The organism is Chitinophaga sp. 10T418 (genome assembly GCF_056394125.1).
Window position 1 is genome coordinate 133,241 of sequence record NZ_JBFTHG010000004.1, and the last position, 16,929, is coordinate 150,169.

At 43.4% G+C, this 16,929-nt stretch carries 23 protein-coding genes and 1 tRNA gene; 13 read left to right on the forward strand and 11 right to left on the reverse strand.

Going from position 1 to position 16,929, the window contains the following annotated elements; genetic code table 11:
* Nucleotides 1-33: 33 nt before the first annotated feature.
* The 5 genes from AC1DCV_RS12640 (at nt 34) to AC1DCV_RS12660 (ending at nt 4,070) form a co-directional block, all read left to right on the forward strand.
* Nucleotides 34-699 carry a YceI family protein gene (locus tag AC1DCV_RS12640; RefSeq protein WP_477023500.1) on the forward strand — a complete coding sequence of 222 codons (666 nt, stop codon included), beginning with the start codon at nt 34-36 and terminating at the stop codon, nt 697-699.
* 84 nt (nt 700-783) lie between these two features.
* A complete protein-coding gene (locus tag AC1DCV_RS12645; protein ID WP_477023501.1) occupies nt 784-1,071 on the forward strand; it encodes a 2TM domain-containing protein in 288 nt (95 codons plus the stop codon).
* Between the two features lie 31 nt (nt 1,072-1,102).
* Nucleotides 1,103-2,920, forward strand: a complete 1,818-nt coding sequence (locus AC1DCV_RS12650) for an AMP-dependent synthetase/ligase (RefSeq protein ID WP_477023502.1) — start codon at nt 1,103-1,105, stop codon at nt 2,918-2,920.
* Nucleotides 2,921-2,971: 51 nt separating this feature from the next.
* Nucleotides 2,972-3,046 (forward strand) — tRNA-Arg (locus AC1DCV_RS12655).
* Between the two features lie 280 nt (nt 3,047-3,326).
* On the forward strand, nt 3,327-4,070 hold the full coding sequence (locus AC1DCV_RS12660; protein WP_477023503.1) for a hypothetical protein: 744 nt from the start codon (nt 3,327-3,329) through the stop codon (nt 4,068-4,070).
* 376 nt (nt 4,071-4,446) lie between these two features.
* Here the strand turns inward: AC1DCV_RS12660 and AC1DCV_RS12665 are convergent, their stop codons facing one another.
* Nucleotides 4,447-5,136 carry a hypothetical protein gene (locus tag AC1DCV_RS12665; protein ID WP_477023504.1) on the reverse strand — a complete coding sequence of 230 codons (690 nt, stop codon included), beginning with the start codon at nt 5,134-5,136 and terminating at the stop codon, nt 4,447-4,449.
* Between the two features lie 296 nt (nt 5,137-5,432).
* Between AC1DCV_RS12665 and AC1DCV_RS12670 the strand changes: the two genes are divergently transcribed.
* The 3 genes from AC1DCV_RS12670 (at nt 5,433) to AC1DCV_RS12680 (ending at nt 7,611) form a co-directional block, all read left to right on the forward strand.
* On the forward strand, nt 5,433-6,335 hold the full coding sequence (locus tag AC1DCV_RS12670; protein ID WP_477023505.1) for a helix-turn-helix domain-containing protein: 903 nt from the start codon (nt 5,433-5,435) through the stop codon (nt 6,333-6,335).
* A 220-nt stretch (nt 6,336-6,555) separates the two neighbouring features.
* On the forward strand, nt 6,556-7,140 hold the full coding sequence (locus tag AC1DCV_RS12675; RefSeq protein WP_477023506.1) for a 2'-5' RNA ligase family protein: 585 nt from the start codon (nt 6,556-6,558) through the stop codon (nt 7,138-7,140).
* A gap of 33 nt (nt 7,141-7,173) precedes the next feature.
* Nucleotides 7,174-7,611: a GNAT family N-acetyltransferase gene (locus AC1DCV_RS12680; protein WP_477023507.1), complete on the forward strand. Its 438-nt coding sequence runs from the start codon at nt 7,174-7,176 to the stop codon at nt 7,609-7,611.
* Between the two features lie 49 nt (nt 7,612-7,660).
* Here the strand turns inward: AC1DCV_RS12680 and AC1DCV_RS12685 are convergent, their stop codons facing one another.
* From AC1DCV_RS12685 to AC1DCV_RS12705, 5 genes are all read right to left on the reverse strand, one after another.
* Nucleotides 7,661-8,020: a DUF4180 domain-containing protein gene (locus AC1DCV_RS12685; RefSeq protein ID WP_477023508.1), complete on the reverse strand. Its 360-nt coding sequence runs from the start codon at nt 8,018-8,020 to the stop codon at nt 7,661-7,663.
* A gap of 74 nt (nt 8,021-8,094) precedes the next feature.
* The gene (locus AC1DCV_RS12690; protein WP_477023509.1) at nt 8,095-8,382 is read right to left on the reverse strand and encodes a hypothetical protein; all 288 of its coding nucleotides are present in this window, start codon (nt 8,380-8,382) and stop codon (nt 8,095-8,097) included.
* A 175-nt stretch (nt 8,383-8,557) separates the two neighbouring features.
* Complete coding sequence (locus AC1DCV_RS12695) at nt 8,558-9,298, reverse strand: hypothetical protein (protein ID WP_477023510.1); 741 nt, start codon at nt 9,296-9,298, stop codon at nt 8,558-8,560.
* A 78-nt stretch (nt 9,299-9,376) separates the two neighbouring features.
* Nucleotides 9,377-10,324 (reverse strand): polysaccharide deacetylase family protein, encoded by a 948-nt coding sequence (locus AC1DCV_RS12700; protein ID WP_477023511.1) that lies wholly within the window; start codon nt 10,322-10,324, stop codon nt 9,377-9,379.
* Complete coding sequence (locus AC1DCV_RS12705; RefSeq protein WP_441576378.1) at nt 10,324-10,722, reverse strand: DoxX family membrane protein; 399 nt, start codon at nt 10,720-10,722, stop codon at nt 10,324-10,326. Before AC1DCV_RS12705 ends, AC1DCV_RS12700 begins: the two co-directional genes overlap by 1 nt.
* A gap of 85 nt (nt 10,723-10,807) precedes the next feature.
* Here AC1DCV_RS12705 and AC1DCV_RS12710 point away from each other — a divergent pair, with 85 nt between their 5' ends.
* Nucleotides 10,808-11,653: an AraC family transcriptional regulator gene (locus AC1DCV_RS12710; RefSeq protein ID WP_477023512.1), complete on the forward strand. Its 846-nt coding sequence runs from the start codon at nt 10,808-10,810 to the stop codon at nt 11,651-11,653.
* Between the two features lie 60 nt (nt 11,654-11,713).
* On the opposite strand, the gene AC1DCV_RS12715 is transcribed toward AC1DCV_RS12710, so the two are convergent.
* Entirely contained in the window at nt 11,714-11,995 is a 282-nt protein-coding gene (locus AC1DCV_RS12715; RefSeq protein WP_441576376.1) for a hypothetical protein, read from the reverse strand.
* 146 nt (nt 11,996-12,141) lie between these two features.
* Here AC1DCV_RS12715 and AC1DCV_RS12720 point away from each other — a divergent pair, with 146 nt between their 5' ends.
* Complete coding sequence (locus AC1DCV_RS12720) at nt 12,142-12,729, forward strand: SMI1/KNR4 family protein (RefSeq protein ID WP_477023513.1); 588 nt, start codon at nt 12,142-12,144, stop codon at nt 12,727-12,729.
* Here AC1DCV_RS12720 and AC1DCV_RS12725 read toward each other — a convergent pair.
* Nucleotides 12,717-13,712 carry an AraC family transcriptional regulator gene (locus tag AC1DCV_RS12725; protein WP_477023514.1) on the reverse strand — a complete coding sequence of 332 codons (996 nt, stop codon included), beginning with the start codon at nt 13,710-13,712 and terminating at the stop codon, nt 12,717-12,719. The two genes, AC1DCV_RS12720 and AC1DCV_RS12725, sit on opposite strands and share 13 nt — an antisense overlap.
* Nucleotides 13,713-13,856: 144 nt before the next feature.
* Between AC1DCV_RS12725 and AC1DCV_RS12730 the strand changes: the two genes are divergently transcribed.
* Entirely contained in the window at nt 13,857-14,252 is a 396-nt protein-coding gene (locus AC1DCV_RS12730) for a nuclear transport factor 2 family protein (RefSeq protein WP_477023515.1), read from the forward strand.
* A 150-nt stretch (nt 14,253-14,402) separates the two neighbouring features.
* Here AC1DCV_RS12730 and AC1DCV_RS12735 read toward each other — a convergent pair whose 3' ends face one another.
* Together AC1DCV_RS12735 and AC1DCV_RS12740 are read right to left on the reverse strand one after the other, a co-directional pair.
* Nucleotides 14,403-14,969 carry a hypothetical protein gene (locus AC1DCV_RS12735; protein WP_477023516.1) on the reverse strand — a complete coding sequence of 189 codons (567 nt, stop codon included), beginning with the start codon at nt 14,967-14,969 and terminating at the stop codon, nt 14,403-14,405.
* A 21-nt stretch (nt 14,970-14,990) separates the two neighbouring features.
* Complete coding sequence (locus AC1DCV_RS12740; RefSeq protein ID WP_477023517.1) at nt 14,991-15,137, reverse strand: hypothetical protein; 147 nt, start codon at nt 15,135-15,137, stop codon at nt 14,991-14,993.
* A gap of 523 nt (nt 15,138-15,660) precedes the next feature.
* Between AC1DCV_RS12740 and AC1DCV_RS12745 the strand changes: the two genes are divergently transcribed.
* On the forward strand, nt 15,661-15,966 hold the full coding sequence (locus tag AC1DCV_RS12745) for a hypothetical protein (RefSeq protein ID WP_477023518.1): 306 nt from the start codon (nt 15,661-15,663) through the stop codon (nt 15,964-15,966).
* Nucleotides 15,967-16,009: 43 nt separating this feature from the next.
* On the opposite strand, the gene AC1DCV_RS12750 is transcribed toward AC1DCV_RS12745, so the two are convergent.
* Nucleotides 16,010-16,579 carry a GNAT family N-acetyltransferase gene (locus AC1DCV_RS12750; protein ID WP_477023519.1) on the reverse strand — a complete coding sequence of 190 codons (570 nt, stop codon included), beginning with the start codon at nt 16,577-16,579 and terminating at the stop codon, nt 16,010-16,012.
* 21 nt (nt 16,580-16,600) lie between these two features.
* Here AC1DCV_RS12750 and AC1DCV_RS12755 point away from each other — a divergent pair, with 21 nt between their 5' ends.
* Nucleotides 16,601-16,927: a hypothetical protein gene (locus tag AC1DCV_RS12755; protein WP_477023520.1), complete on the forward strand. Its 327-nt coding sequence runs from the start codon at nt 16,601-16,603 to the stop codon at nt 16,925-16,927.
* The last annotated feature ends 2 nt before the right edge of the window (nt 16,928-16,929 follow it).

Here is a 16,929-nt window from a genome sequence, read left to right on the forward strand (position 1 = left end):
GGGGCGCTTGTTTTTTAAAGCATACATGTATTTATGAAAAAACTGCTATGTGTAATATTACTTTTTATCGTTGGCATCATTGCCTGCGAACAGGCGCCTAAAGCTGACAAGGCGAAAATTACGGAAGCACAAACCGTACAGGCAGGTACCGGCAACGCTTATTTGCCGGATACGGTCAACAGCCTGGTAACGTGGACAGGCACCAAACCAACTGGTAAACATCACGGTTCACTGAAACTGGCCGGTGGCGCCCTTTATGTCAAAGACAGTAACATTACAGGCGGACAGTTTATTATTAATATGAATTCCCTGCAAGACCTCGACCTTGCAGCAGATACTGCCATGCAACGCAAACTGGAAACTGAGCTGAAAGGCGAAATGTTTTTCGATGTTAAAAAATATCCTGTTGCCACTTTTGAAATCACCAGCGTTGCACCTTTCCATCAGGCGGTGGGTGATGATCTCACCTTAAAAAACGCCACCCATACTATTAACGGCAACCTGACGCTGAAGTCCATTACTAAAAACATCTCCTTTCCTGCACGGGTAACTTTCAGCAGTAACGCCCTCAATGCCATAGCCAACTTCAATATTGATCGTACTCAATGGGGTATCAGTTACAGAGCTGATAAATCTCTGCAGGACAAATTGATCAACTCTCAGGTGAATATCAACTTTAGTATCAAGGCCACCCGCTAAGTCCGCTTTTTTCGTTTTTTTCTCCCTGAAGCCAATAAAATATTTTAAATTTAGTACAACCACTATTACCTAACACTGACTTCAATGGAAACTACACAAGAAAGAGACGATCGACTTTGGCGTATAGCGAAGGCCAGGGCTGGATTCAAATCACATCTTATCATATATCTCGTTATTAATATGGGGTTATGGGCAGTTTGGTTTCTTACAGACAGCGATAAAACAAATGGCACACCATGGCCTGTATGGCTGTCGCTGGGCTGGGGAATAGCGTTATCTTTTCAATACTTTAATGCCTATCATAAAGACCCTTTCGGAGATACACTGAAAGAATATGAAAAGCTGAAAGAACAACAACACACGCGCATTTGACATATTTGAGCCAAAACAAAATTACAGCAGCATGAAGGACCAACCGCAACGACTATTTGATGTGATTTCTTACCAATTAGCTAACTATCCTAAAACAGATATGTTAGCCGGCAAAGAAAACGGGGAATGGAAAAAATATAGTACAAAAGAAGTAGCGGACATTACCCTCAAATTCAGTTCCGGACTGCTCAAACTGGGTATCCGGGCTGGAATCAAACACAACGAAGAAAAAGATAAAATAGCGATCATTTCGCCCAACAGACCAGAATGGATGATCACGGACCTGGCCTGTCAGCAACTGGGTGCTGTGCTCACTCCTATTTACCCAACAATCAGTGAAAACGAACTGGCCTACGTGCTAAACGATGCAGAGGCACGAATTCTCTTTGTGAGCGACAAAGAACTCTTAAACAAAATCAATGGCATGCGCGATAAGTTCCCGACCATCCGGGAAATATTCACCTTTAACAAAGTGGAAGGCGCCAGACATTGGAAAGAAGTGGTGGATCTCGGCAATGAAGCGGATTTTGAACAGATAGAAACTGTAAAGAAAAATATATCTCCCGAAGAACTGGTAACGATTATTTATACATCCGGCACCACAGGTACGCCTAAAGGTGTAATGCTCAGTCACCATAACATCATGAGCAATGTGCTGGCCTGTCAGCCTTATTTGCCTGTAAATAACAACGCGAAAGCCCTCAGCTTCCTTCCGCTGAATCATATATTTGAAAGAATGGTCACCTACCTGTATCTCACCTCCGGTGTGCCCATTTATTATGCAGAAAGCATGGACTCCATCGGTGATAACCTGAAAGAGGTAAAGCCGACCATTTTTACTACCGTACCACGACTCCTGGAAAAAGTATACGAAAGGATTATGACTACCGGTCTGGAACTCAAAGGCATCAAAAGAGCTTTATTTTTCTGGGCAGTAGACATCGGCAAACGATATGAAATCAACAAGAACCAGGGAGCCTGGTATAACCTGCAGCTCAAACTGGCTAACAAACTGATTTTCAGCAAATGGCGCGCCGCCCTGGGAGGTAATATACAATGCATTGTGAATGGCGCAGCCGCCTGCCAGGTGCGCTTACTGAAAATATTTACCGCTGGAGGCATTCCTATCATGGAAGGCTATGGCCTCACAGAAACATCACCTGTTATCAGCGTAAACCGCTATAATGTGGAAGACAGGATGTTTGGCACTGTAGGTCCTGTTATCAGCAATGTGGAAGTTAAGCTGGCTGAAGACGGAGAAATTCTCTGTAAAGGCCCTAATATCACTATTGGATACTATAAACGCCCCGATCTCACCGCTGATGCCATCAAAGATGGCTGGTTCCATACCGGCGACATAGGCGTACTGATAGATAATAAGTTCCTGAAAATAACGGACCGCAAAAAAGAACTATTCAAAACCTCCGGTGGCAAGTTTGTGGCACCGCAACCCATTGAAAACAAGTTCAAGGAATCCCCTTTCATAGAACAGATCATGATAGTAGGTGAAGACCGTAAATTCACTGCAGCACTGATTGTTCCTTCTTTTGGCAACCTGCGCAACTGGGCGGCCAAACATGGTATTTCTACCCCCTCCAATGAGGAGCTGGTGAAAAATACCGAAGTACTGGACCTCTTCAAACAAGCGGTAGACAAGTACAACCAGTTTTTCAGCCATATTGAACAGGTGAAAAAATTTGTACTGCTCCCCCATGAATGGACAGTTGATGCCGGCGAACTCACGCCTACACTGAAAGCAAAGCGGAAAGTGATCCTGGAAAAATTCAAGAAAGAAATCGATGGTATCTATGCCCCTGCCAACGGGAAAGTAGATATAGAAAGTCTTTAAATATTAATTTAAAACCCTTACTTTTGCCACCCGATCCCAGAAATGGGGTATGGCCTCATAGTTCAATGGATAGAATAGAAGTTTCCTAAACTTTAGATACAGGTTCGATCCCTGTTGAGGCTACCAAAATGCTTATTCGCTCAATTTCAGCTTTACTGAAATTGAGCGTTTTTATTTACTGGATTATGTTTCAAGGGCAAGAACGGGATCAGGTTGAAAACCTGGTGAATACCTTTCTCAATATTCCTAAATGCCCATCCACTCACATTTGCCATTCTCAAATCCCCATTGAACAATCGTTGAATATTAAACAATATCCATTACACCCCCTGTAGCTAATCTTCCATCTGTCCCGAAAACACGTTCCCCGAATTGTGTTATATTTATCTTATCAAAATAATCTCCTATGGCAAAACAAATGTCTATCATTTCTTTTACGGGAAAACTCGGTAATCTCATAGGGTATAAGCGCAATGGCGAATACTTCCTGCGCTCCATGCCTGAAAGCGTGCAGCAAACTGCTGCTACCCGCCGCGCATCCCGCCGCTTTGGCATCGCCAGCAGGAAAGGCGCTTTTATCCGTAAAGCTTTCTACAGTAACCTGGATATCCAGTGTGACGGCGCCCACATCAATCGGCTGAATAAGGTACTCATTGCTGCCGGCGATCATCACGAAGCCATCACAGGCTTCCGCTTCAATCAACATACCGGAGTAGATCGTTTTTTTACGGTGGCCCCCCGCCTTTTGAGCAACGGAATATTAAATATTCCCGCACAAACCATCGCCGGGCATAAAGGCATTGCTGCCCTGGAAGTAAAAGTGATCGCAACGCGTATTGATTTTAAATCACGCCAGGTGGCAGGTAGCGAAACGGTTACGCTCATGATAGAACCCGATACCGCTTTCCAGGAAACAAATGTTTCACTCGATATACCCGGAGAGGGTTCACTGGTAGTCGTTTTCCAGGTAAGAGCCATGTACAAAGATGGCCCATCGGGCAACAGACAATATATGGCGGCCGATATTATTGCGGTGGCACCGCCACAGGTACCCAAATATGCTCATAAACGCACTTACCCAAAGCGGACGAAATTGCTTCCCAAACTTGCCTCTACATATGCATATCCAGCTGTCATTCAACTGGAATAAAGCGATCTTGCCACCCGGAGATATTTCGATGAACAAACCTTTATGCCTGCTTCCTTTCAATAATACATTTCTTCCCACAGCTACCCCCTGGTACTGAAGTAGCCCTGCTATGGCCAGTTCTGACCTCTATACATTTGCTGATGCAATTTCATCCCGGTTATACACCCGGACCTCATCCCCGCATCAAGTCCACCTCTCCTGCACTGCTTCGATAGGTACTTAGCGAGTGCTAAGCATAGGCTCGACGGTGTCTACATAGTGAAAAGGGAATGCTGACTATAATGATGGGGGGCTTAATGCACTAAGCGGGAAAAATAAACCAGGTTTATCATTCAAGCGACGGGCTGTTTCGCCGATATGCCTGCCCGTGATGATGCTAGTGGATACCCCTTGAATAGATCTCTTTCCCTGCGCTGTTATATTGCTTGATCAGTGGAGGCTGCGTGCTGTCTGTCTGCACCCTCAACTGCTCTGTGCCGCCGGTATCAGTTATCTTTAGGAATGATTGCTGAGACTTCCTGATGACACCCATAGTAAGTGCTTCCCGATAAACGCCAGGTTTACTCCAATGAAATAGGCCGATAGCAGCGAAATGATCATCAGCCGATAATGCCAGTGCTTCCCCTGTTTTGGGCCAGTCAAGCGTCAACAAAGCCCTATCATCGTCCAGCACACCATAACCACCACGCTCCACACCTGCTTTATCGTGAATCAGGATGCCTACACCCCCCACATACCTGGGCTTGATACCACCTGCTGTCATAGGATCAGGCTCTTTCCCGAAAGTAAGGCGGTCAGCTCCATTCTCATCCATATAGGCAATACCTGTGAAATCATCCGTACGCGTCCTTCCTGGTACTTTGGGTGCCGGCGCTCCCATGATAATACGTGCTCTCCCCTGTGCATCTTCAATGATTAATCCTTTTACACGCAAAATATCATCATTGCTCCTGGTAGACATGCAAACCACCGCCCCTACAACCAAAAGAAGTATAATGCAACCTGCCCGGTATATTCTTAACTGGCGCTCAATGTTTTTAATACGTGAAATCATAGATGTATCCATCGCCTGGTGATTTGAGATTTGTTAGTAAATAATAAAGTCCCAATAATATACGAAAAGATTCGTACATTAATATTCGCCCAATCTTCGTAAAACTGAAATGGGGCATTTTTCTTTACCGCATCCCTCAAAAATCTTCCCCCATTCTCCCCATGAATTGTAATGAGCTCCAATAATCACTACTTACAGTTGTCAATAACAACCATAAGTAACATACATACAACCATAAGTTGCTGCTTTTTTTTGATCCTGGAAATACCTCAGAATACCTTTGTAGCATCGAAAAAATAAATAAAGAGATGATGCTAAATACTAAAATGATTGGCGATAAAATTGCCGAAGCACGAAAGAAAACAGACATTTCTCAAGCGCAACTTGCGCTACGTTTATCCATCAGTTCCCAGGCAATCGGGAAGTGGGAGCGCGGAGAATCAATGCCGGACATCACTACTTTTAATCGTCTTGCGAAAATTCTGGGTGTTGACCTTAACTATTTTTCAGAAAGCTTCTCATCTCAAGCCACTGAGGTGGCGCCTGTAGATCTCTCGCCTGGGCAATCGGCTGAATTGCCATCCGGAAACCAGCCCAAAAAGCCCAGATGGAATATGTCAGGCGAACACTGGGTAGACGCAGATTTTTCCGGGACGAAAAATCTGCATGAAAAATTCAACTCCTCCCACATGGAGCGCTGCAGGTTTATCGGTTCAGATTTGTCGGGGCTTATTCTAAAAAGCAACCATGTTGATAGCTGCGACTTCTCAAACTCCGATATCGGCAGCAGCGATATTCAGACTTCTCACTTAGAAAACAATATATTTAAAAACTGCTCCCTGAAAGAAGCTGAATTTTCAAGAAGCCATATCAACCGCTGCGATTTCTCCGCGGCCAATTTTACCGGAGCGGATCTTAAATCCGGGGTTTTTATGAATAATACAATTGCAAATGCAGTGTGGAATCGTACCTCTTTTAGTAGAATGCAGATTGAAAATATAGTTTTCGATGGCAAATTAGAGGACTGCTATTTTGAAAATTGCGCCTTTGACATGGTGACATTCCGGAACGCAACGCTTATTAACACCTACTTTAAAAACAAGAGCTTGAAATGGGTCCGGTTTATTGACTGTCAGGCAGATCGGATGACATATGAATTCCTGAAAAAAAACAGGGACGTAGATGTAACTGGTATCACGTTGTTAACATGATAAAGAAGGAAATAAAGATGGTACAAATGTTAGCAAGTCAGCATCTTTACAGACTTTACTTTTTTATCTAATTATTTAGCGGAACTATCTCACATTTTCCTTTCACACTTTCCGCGTAAAAAGCTGTGTAATAAAAGTAATACAATCAGATCTAAATTACGTTATACCCACAACCATTTGAATGCCTGCATTGTTATTATATGCCTCAATGTTCATTTATATGCGTCATGGAAATCCGAACCAACTAAGTTTATTCCATTATGAAATGGTGCCTGTCAGAGGCACATCTTACTTTATTATTCTTTCTCCCATTGAAAGAATAAAGGAGGTCGTGCGAGCTGCAAAAGAGGCACTGAGCAACCAGATTTCCTTGTCTGTAAACAATCTGAAGTCAATTGCACATATCTCTTTATTGAAGTTCACAGCTCCCGATGATGATGAACGAATCCGCAAACAGATAAAAAGTGTGCTATCGTCTTATCCTGGTTTCGACATTGTACTGGGCGGAAGCTTTATTTTCAAGCATGGAGATCAATCCAAATCGCTGGTATTAAAGATCAATAACCCCGCTCCCATTCACCGGCTTCATATGCAGCTATTAGCTGCCTTCTTTCCCAGGTCGTCTAAAAGAATTACGCCGCATATTACCATTGCCAGGGCCATCGCAAATGAAGATTTCGACAAAATAGATTTATCAGCTTTTAATTATCATGACTCCTTTCCATGTCAGGAAATCACGGTACTAAAGAAAGGACCGGGCGACCGGCGATATAAGATCTGCTTTAAATTATCGTTCTCTAAATAAGAATGTTTATATTCTATATCCAATCAACAACATATGATACGCCCTTATAAAGGAACTGACAAAAATGATTTACTCACAATTTTCAAGCTCAATACGCCGGAATATTTTGATCCTAACGAACTGGCTGACTATGAAACATATTTAAGCGAAAATGCCCATCTCTACTTCACGATAGAACACGAGGATAATATTGCAGGAGGTATGGGATACTATATAAATGAGGCGAAGAAAGTAGGTCAGATCACCTGGATATTATTTCATCCGGCATATGCAGGACATGGGCTGGGAAGAAAAGCGGTCGAACATTGTCTGACAATTTTTAAATCAGATCCAACTATTGAAAAGCTGGTTGTAACTACTTCTCAAAAAGCATATAAATTCTTTGAGAAATTTGGTTACAAGCTGGTAGAAACACAAAAAGATTATTGGGGCCAGGGCCTCGATCTATACCTGATGGAGCGGGAACTTTAATCCCCCCAAGAAGAATAAAAGAATTGCCATCACAATTTCAATAGTAATTTCATCGGCTTAATTTCTCGGTTGCTTCTGCTACCGTATTAACGAAATTAACCCTGCCCCCTTTATTACTCTCGTAGATAAAATCTTTCAGGCTTTGGCTGCTATACTTTGAGAAATCACCCACTATCGCTAGTCGAATATTATAAGTAGAAAACTTCTGCAGGATCTCCCCTGCTATCCTTGTTTTTAAATCAAAGAAATCCGGAATGATATTCTTCTCATGCAAAATGATATTGTCCGCCCCCTGGTAGCTGCAATTGCCTAATATATCCAAAGCATCTTCCGTATTGTTTACTTCCATATTATCCGATATTATTTCAGCAATTCCTTTCCCATTTATATTAGTCAGTTCAATTCTCATGATGATGATATTTCCTGCAATAGTATTGCTTTTATGGAAACAAAGCTCATGATAAGTCAGGTACTTTGTAATTCTCAATAACTCGCCTGCCCTATCTCCAGCCGGGATATCTTCCCGGCTTTATTCAACTGAAATTTAAAGTATGTTTTAAAATCACCCCAGAAATATTCTTTTATTTTGAGCAGTAGTACTACAAACAGGTTCCCTATCATCCGTGTTCTATAGGGACAAGTTGACAAATAGTCCTTCTCTATCTGCCCGTATAATTGTTCAAATTCCGCAAACACCTCCGGCTTCAATACCCTGGGAGGTACAATTTCCGCCAGCAGGAAAGGGAATTCTTCAAATATTTTCGGATGCACATTTTCTTTCAGGAAGGACTCACTTAAGGTAATCAGGTAAAATCTGTTTTAGCATCAATGCTTTCAGTAGCCAGCCCCTGATAGATGTACTGATCCAGCAGGTTGTTAAATATCACTTTCTCTTCCGGCCGATGTGTAGGTTTTCTCATGCTTTCATAGTTTCCGGAATGTTAAGTTAAGTATTCATCTCCCAAAAATCATTTACCCATCCCAGCTTCATAAGTATGGCCATGATCACCGCTGCAATCAACAGCAATGCGATCCAGATACTGCGTTTGTAGCGTTCAGGAACGTTTTTGTTACGATACCCTGTCATAAAACCCCAGATGAGCAGTACAATGAGCAATAGACCACTTATTATGACTACTACCTTATTTTCTACAAATCTGATCACCACCATCAATAGGATAGCGAGTACACCGGTGATCCATCCAAAACGTTCCAGCAGTGAGCGCTGATCGCCTTCTGAGAAAGGCATGATACGCAAAAGCGCTGCTTCCAGTTCATCTGCCCGTTCCATGCCGGCGGGAATCTGGATCACATCGTACTGGTCCATTCCCCTGATAGTGATCACGCCGGTACGGTCTTTACTGATACTGGAAATTTCCAGGCGGTTCAGCGCCAGCTCGGGTGTATCGTCCTGGGTTCTGATAACAGTATCTTCATTCACTTCAACAGAGAAGCTATCGAATAATTTTCTTCTTCGCTTCATCCCTCTGGAAATACCTATTACCACAGCAAGCAGCATAACCGGGAAGGTGATTAAGAGAGTGTCCATATCAAAGCCAGCTGCTGCTGATTTGAAATTTGCGGCCAGTACAACGATTACCCCGAACAACATCACCGGTGCAAATCTGAGCAAGGCTTGTTTTCTGATAACAGCAAAGCCTTCGGGTTGTGTTTTAAATACGTTCATAGCATATGTGTCGTGGCAACAAAATAATACAATATTCATTGCAAAATAAAAAGACAGGCTCCTTGCCTGTCTTTTTATTTACTCTCTGATGGTATGTTTATCAGTCAATGCCATTTTCGCGATGTCGTCTTTTCGTTTGAATACTACCCCCGGATGTTGTTTCATATAAGCAAACAGTTCACTGGTGGCCTTTACCAGCTGAGGGGTACCTCCTATGCGATCATGAAAACTGATAGACATCATGCGCCGGCGCCGGGCAGATTCTTCATAGAGCTGATCAAATTCCATCTTTACCTGTTGCAGAAACTGATCGGTAGAAAACCATTGTCCGGCTACCAGCTGAATATCATTACAGCGCAGCGTGTAGGGCACTACTGCAAAATCAATGTTATTCACTTTTGTGATAAAGGGCTCATCGCGGCTCAGGTCATCGATATGATACAGAAACCCCAGTTCCTGGAGTATGGTGAGGGTATTTTCGCTACGGCGCATCCAATTGGCATTGTAGCCTACAGGAGTAACGCCGGTGGCCTTTCTCACGGCTTCCATACCTTCCTGTATAAACTGCTTTTCTTCTTCATACGGCATCATATATTGCGATGACCAGTCGCGGCCATGTGCAGCCGCCTCATGACCACGTTGCACAATTTCTTTGGCCAGGGCAGGGTTCTTTTCTACTGCACTGCCTACCATATGTGAGGTAACCTTGATGCCATGTTTATCCCAGTTATCGAGCATACGGGGTATACCTTCCTTGTAGCCGTATTCATACCAGGTGTTCGCAGGCAGGTCTTTGTATCCCTTGAGCATATTTTGCGGGAAAGGGCTTTCCGGGCGTTCTTCCGGTTGTCCGCCGGCTTCAAACTGCATAGATACCGATACTACGAGGCGGGAGCCATCTGCCCAGCCGGGACCGGATTTAGGTGCAGGACGATGGTCAGACTGTGCAATAACAGCGCCCGGACTTACCATGCCGGCTAATCCAACGAGGCCGGCTGTTTTCAGGAATTCTTTTCTTGTAGCCATTATTTTTTTATAAGATGATCAACAGCGATGGTGTTATATTGAATAAAAGCCAGCAGTCCGGCGAAAAAAACAGCATGTATGAGCTGAGTAGGTATTGCTTCCCAGTTTTCTATCATAGCAGTACCGAATATCAGCACTATCATGACTACACTGCCACCTATAAGAGAACCACGGGTAAATAAGCCCAGCAGTAGCAATAAACCGATGATGAATTCCGCAATGGGTAATACATAGCTGAAGGGAACTACCAGCAGGTTGGGCAGCATAGATTTTTCAAAGCTTTTTACCATCCAGGCACTGAAGCCGTTTAGTTTGGGGAGCCTTACCAAACCGTGGCCAAACATACTGGCAGCTACTGTCAGGCGGAGCAAAAAGAATACAATCGCATTATTTTCCATTTGTATGAGTTTATATAGCAAAGATCAATAGGAACCTGGTAAATAAAATTGTACAATTTTAGGATCATTCTGTATTTTTGCGGGTATGCTACAAGAGAACTTATATCAGCCTTTTGAGATTGAATACCGGGAATGTTCTGAATGCCCGATTGATCCTCATAAGCATAACTTTTTTGAACTCGTGTACATTGTGGAAGGCAGTGGCATACAGTGTGTTAACAAAAATCAACTGCCTTACAGTCCGGGTAAACTGTTCCTGGTAATGCCGCAGGACTGTCACTCTTTTGATGTAAAGGAAAGCACGAAATTCTTCTTCATCCGCTTCAATAACATCTACCTTAAGAATCAGCAAAAAGAATGGATACAGCAACTGGAGTTCATTTTCCAGAATCACAATCATATGCCGGGCTGCATCTTAAAAAACAAAAACGATAAGCCCCTGGTAAAATCGCTGGTGGAAGCATTGATCAGGGAGCTGGTCAATCAGCAGCCGTATCATCGGGAAATGGCCCAACAGATCGTGAATACCATGATCATGGTCATTGCCAGGAATATATTACTGCAGATGCCGGAACAGCCCAAACATCCGGCGAAGCACGAAGCCTCCCTGAATATACTGCATTATATACACGAAAATATCTATTCACCGGAGAAGCTGCGCGCAGAGCAGATTGCATCTAATTTTAACATTTCGCCTACTTATCTAAGTGAGTATTTTAAGCGTAATAACGGCGATAGCTTACAACAATATATTACGCAGTATAAGTTAAAACTGGTAGAAACGAGGCTGCAGTACAGCAGCATGCGGGTGGGAGAAATTGCTGATGAACTGGGCTTTACAGACGAAAGTCATCTTAACAGGATGTTTAAAAAATACAGAGGCGTAAATCCCTCTGCCTACAGGAAAGAGTTACAGACGGCGATAAACTAAGCCGGGCATAAAAAAGCGCCCGTTGTAAACGGACGCTTTTTTATAATTCCTTCGTTGTTACTATTCTTCGTCCTCTTCTTCCTCACCGTCATCTTCCAGCCACTCCATGTAAGAGAAGTACCATTCTTCGAGCTGTTCCAGCAGTTCCTGTTTCTTCTCCGGTGTGTTTTTATAGAACTCTTCTACATTATCAATTTCGTGAACGATATCGATGTAGGCAGTTTCTTCATCTTCTTCTACACGTTTGGCGAAGAAGCGGGGTTTTTCGGTATGAAAAATATATTCATTTTCCGGATCTGTTACAGGATCGTCTGCAATCAGAAATTTAGGTAACTGTACCATAAAGGAGTTATTTACTTTTAATGATGTTGTACTCTTTTCAAGAGCTACAAAATTATTGATAATTACCTTATAAAAAACATCTGCGAAGAATGAATAAAATTATAGATAAAATTTCACATCTTTATAGTCGTTAAAACCCATACCATATGCAGCAATATTGGACCAGATGGGAGAATTGGATGCAACAGCATGCCCCAAGACTGCTCAACATCCTTCATCCCGGCGTTACCTTTGAGGCGGTGGAGTCACTTGAAAAACTAATAGGAACGGCCCTGCCGGCCTCTTTCAAAGCATTTTATTCCATACACAACGGACAGCAGAAAGCCAGGGCAGGACTCGTAGATGCGGATCAGCTATTGGGTGTAGAAGACATTATTGTACAATGGCATCACTGGAAAGACCAGCTGGACGCCGGCAATTTTACCTGGCATGATGAACCTATTCTTGCCGCACCAGACACGGGCATCAAAAACGATTGGTGGAATCCTTTGTGGATACCGTTTACCAGCGATGGCTTCGGCAATCACCTTTGTATTGACCTGGACCCCGCTCCCGAAGGGAAACGTGGGCAGATCATTACACTCTGGCATGATGACGGTCACCGCGTTATTGAAGCCGGTTCCTTTGAAGAATGGCTGCAGGACTACATCACTGCCCTTGAAAAAGGAGAATATATTTTTGTGAAGAAATGGGGTATTGTACACAAAGATACCTTCCTGAACTACAACGATTGATAATTGACCGGTGTACTACCCGTCCACCGCTTAAAAGCTCTTGTAAACGCACTTAACTCATTATAACCAAGCATCCACGAAATATCTTTCAAAGGATAATTACCGGAAGATATGTAATACACCGCCAATGAACGCCTTACGGCATCTGCAATATCCTGATACTTTACTCCTTCGTCCTTCAGTTTCCGCTGCAAACTGCGTGGGCTGATATTGAAGTTGGCTGCCATATCGTTCAGCGAAGAAACTCCCAGGTAAGAATTGGCCAGGAGATAGTTGTAAATCCTTGTTTGCAGTGCTTGCGGCTGAGCCGCAGGCTGGGGCATACTGCTGACCTTTTGCAGTAGTAGGCTCTGTAATTCATAATTAGCCGTTAAAAGCGGTTCATCCCAATATTTGATATCAAATACCAGCACATACTCTCCCGCCCGTTTTGAGGGCTTACAACGAAAAACACGTTCATACTCCACCGGATCAGGAACTGTATAGGCCAAACGTACTGCCTGCGGAACAATTTTTTCCAGCAGCAATCCATCCAGTTCATGGATAACCAGTACCAGGAGTAAATCTATCAGTTGCCGGAAAGGATAAGGAGGTGTAGCCCCATAGTCAGTTGCCGGCAACAGTTTCACGGTAAATGTTTTGGCGGAGCGTTGTACTTCTATCCTGCATTCGTCTGTTACCAGGTGAGTGAGGGCTGCCGCATGCGTTAATGCATCTCCCGCGGTGGCACTGCTTTGTATAATCTCTCCTACCGTGCCCAAAGCTGCGGGCTGCAGCGCTTCCCCAAAATGAAGCCCAAACAGGGGATCATTGGTGAGCCTGCTGGCATTTAACCACAGGTCATGCAATTGCTGCACGGTTACCGGCGCCGCATTTTTCCGTTTCAGTGCCGTCAAATCAATGCCCGCCAGTTTACATAACTGTGTGGCATCTACATCCCGCTGCACCGCATAGGCAATCATACTTAATACCAGCTGTTTCATACTATAAAGATATTCATCTCCCTGTTTACAAAAAACAGGTTGTCGTTAAATGGTAAGTAATTGTCGTGTTAAGGTAAATGATAAAGGAGTATGCCGGAGTAGCTTTGCATTATCAATTTATCAACAAACTAAAAAATTATAAAAATGGAAAAGCAAACATTACAGGTAGTTACTGAATTTGTAAACGCAGTTCAACAGGTAAACCTCGAAAAATTAGGCGCCTTATTACACCCCGAAATCAGCTGGGATCAGCCAGGCAGCAACCGTTTCTCCGGCACTAAAAAGTCCAGTGGGGAAGTATTCCAGATGGTAGGCGGTATGTTTGAAGTATCACAGAATACCATGTCCCTGTCTGATATTAAAACCATTGCAGTAAATGGCGACCAGGCTTCTGTAGTACTTACCTGGAAAGCCAGCAGGCCAGGTGCAGAATTACACACCGATAACGTGGATGTATATACGGTGAAAGACGGCAAAATCATCGCCGCTAAGATATATGCTGCAGATATACAGCAGGAAAATATTTTCTGGGGTAATTAATACCAGAAAGAAGAGCTGTCAACTAAAAATTGGGCAGACACGCATACGGGCAAAACCTTCCAGGCTACGGGCCGCCTGGAAGGTTTTTTATTTGCCTGCCATGTTGCATGTTATGCAAAAAGATGGCTGGGGAAAGGGAATTTATATTCATCAGAAAAACAAGAATCGTTTTTTCTTTTTCTTTTTTTCCGATACCGGTTCATCTTTATAAGTAATTGGTTGGGCAACCAGGGGCTTATCTCCACTTTTTACTTCTCCATAAGTTATACACACCACCCCAGTACGCCTTACCACGCCCAAAGCCGTTACCACCACTTCCGGCAGATCATGGGTTTTAGCCGCAATGCTGGTGTCGGCCAAAGGCGTTGGTACTACGTTCATTTCAATTTGTTCCAGTCCTCTTGTCTCAGCATAGCTTGCTGTTGCGATACCAACCGCTAACCCTGCTGTCATAATCATAGCAGGAACAAATGAATGCCGTGGTGGTACAGGCATTGCAATACTTCTGTTCAGCTGGTCATCAGAAAACCGGCCGCAAATAGCGCCCTTGCTACTGTGAATAGCCGCAAAGATTTCCGCATCTGTTAATAAAGAAAAATCTATGATGGTTTTGCTGCAACTGCTGCAATGCCTGCCGCCCAATACAGGCCGCATGTCATTCCAGCTTTGGTCACACGGAGTGGGAAGAGACAGGTACAATGCTTGTTTTGACTTCATTGCCATGGTTCTGTTAACATGTTAAGATACGCCCGCTACTACTATTTCAGGCAGGTTGCGGATTTCAGTTGAGGTGATATCAGCAGCAGATACTACACCAACGGGGGATGCGGTATCAACAAATGATACACTTCCAACAGATGATGCAGGAATACTCCCCATTTCCATACACGTTAATTCTTTTTTTCTGCATGGCCGAAGTCGCAATACCTCCACAAGTCCTGCTATGATCACTATAGCGGACACAAACTGGTTACGCACTGCTATCGCAGGCCTAACTTTTTTATGGGGCTGATCATCGGAAAGTCTGCCACAAACATTCCCCCACTGTTATTAATAACAGCAAAAATTTCAGCATCGGATAATTAAGGAGAGATCAACTACCGTTTTTACAGCTACTACAGTGCCTTCCGGCCGCAGTGCAGGTTATTTGAGTCCAATTCTCCTCGCAAGGTGTAGGAACAGATAGATACAGACCTTTAATCGTTGACTTCATAGGTATTTGGTTACCGGACATGAATATACGAAAATAAAATGGATACCATGGGGGGAAAATCCCCGGTCTGTCACGTCAATACAGCAAAAATCATATTTGTAAAAAACTGGCTGTCATAGAACAAATGATATGGCATTATTGTTGAAATTAACCTACAAACAGGCAATCATTTTATTAAACATTAAAAGTAACAACATGAAAACTCCAATGCATATCTCAAAATTCTTATTTGCTGCCGCCCTTGGTGCAGTTATTTCCCTGGCTGGCCAGCATACATTTGCTCAGGGCATTGACAGTACCGCTAAAAAAATAGGCAATAAAACCGCTTCTATTGCAGTAAAAGGCGCCTCCGCAATAACAGATAAAGTGTACAAAGACAAGGAAGGTCCAAACGGTGAAACCGTTTACATCAATAAAAAAGATCAGAAATATATTGTGAACGGAAAGGGAAAGAAAGTGTATCTGAAGAAATCACAAATTCATGATAAGAAGAAAGACTAATTTTTCCATCAGAATAATATACAAAAGGCCGGAACAGGGAAACCTACCGGCCTTTTTGTTGCTTATAATCTTCTTCCAGTATAGCATACGTAAAACCATCTATCCAATTGCCCCTGATGGGCAATACCTTGCGCTTACAGCCTTCCCGTTGCATCCCCACTTTCTCCAACACCCGTGCTGAACCTACATTATCTATCGCACAACCAGCCTCTACCCGATGCAGCTGTAAATTGTCAAAAGCATACTGCAGCAATACTTCCACCGCCTCCGTGGCCAAGCCTTTGCCCCAATAGGCTACATCGATCTTGTACGATATTTCCGCACTCCTAAAACGAGCGGCTTTAAACTTCATCGCAATCAAGCCAATAAATTCCCGTGTATCCTTTAACGTTATACGCCATACTTTTTGATCCGCATCATTCAACCATCCTTGTACCACGGCGGTCGTAACGTCCACCGATGCGGGGATGCCCAACGTATTATATTCATCCGTTTCCGGCATACTATGCAGCCGGTGTATAGCAGCGATATCTGCGGTTGATACCGGGTTTAACAACATTCGAAGGGAGCTTAATTCCATCTTTACAAGATAGTAATTGTTCCGTATATTCATATCATCGTTAAACATCCGCTTATGCAACTCACACCAGGCACCTGCTACAAAATAAATGCCCGCACCATCACTGCACTGCAACAATTCGGGGAATACGAGTTTATTGTGGCAGTGATCCACGCCAACGATACCTCAGACAGTGTAGTATTTGAATTCAGAAAAATACTCGGCGCCACTTCCGGGGAACAGGAAATCGCTACCAGACAGGCCGTAGAAACACATGCAGACGGCTTTCCCCTGGAAGATATCACCGGGAAACCATTGAACCTTTTACAATTTGAAAAAGAAAGTGCTTTCAGCAAATGGATAGCTGAAGGAATCGCTACGCTTTGTGATTGTAATCAGTAGGA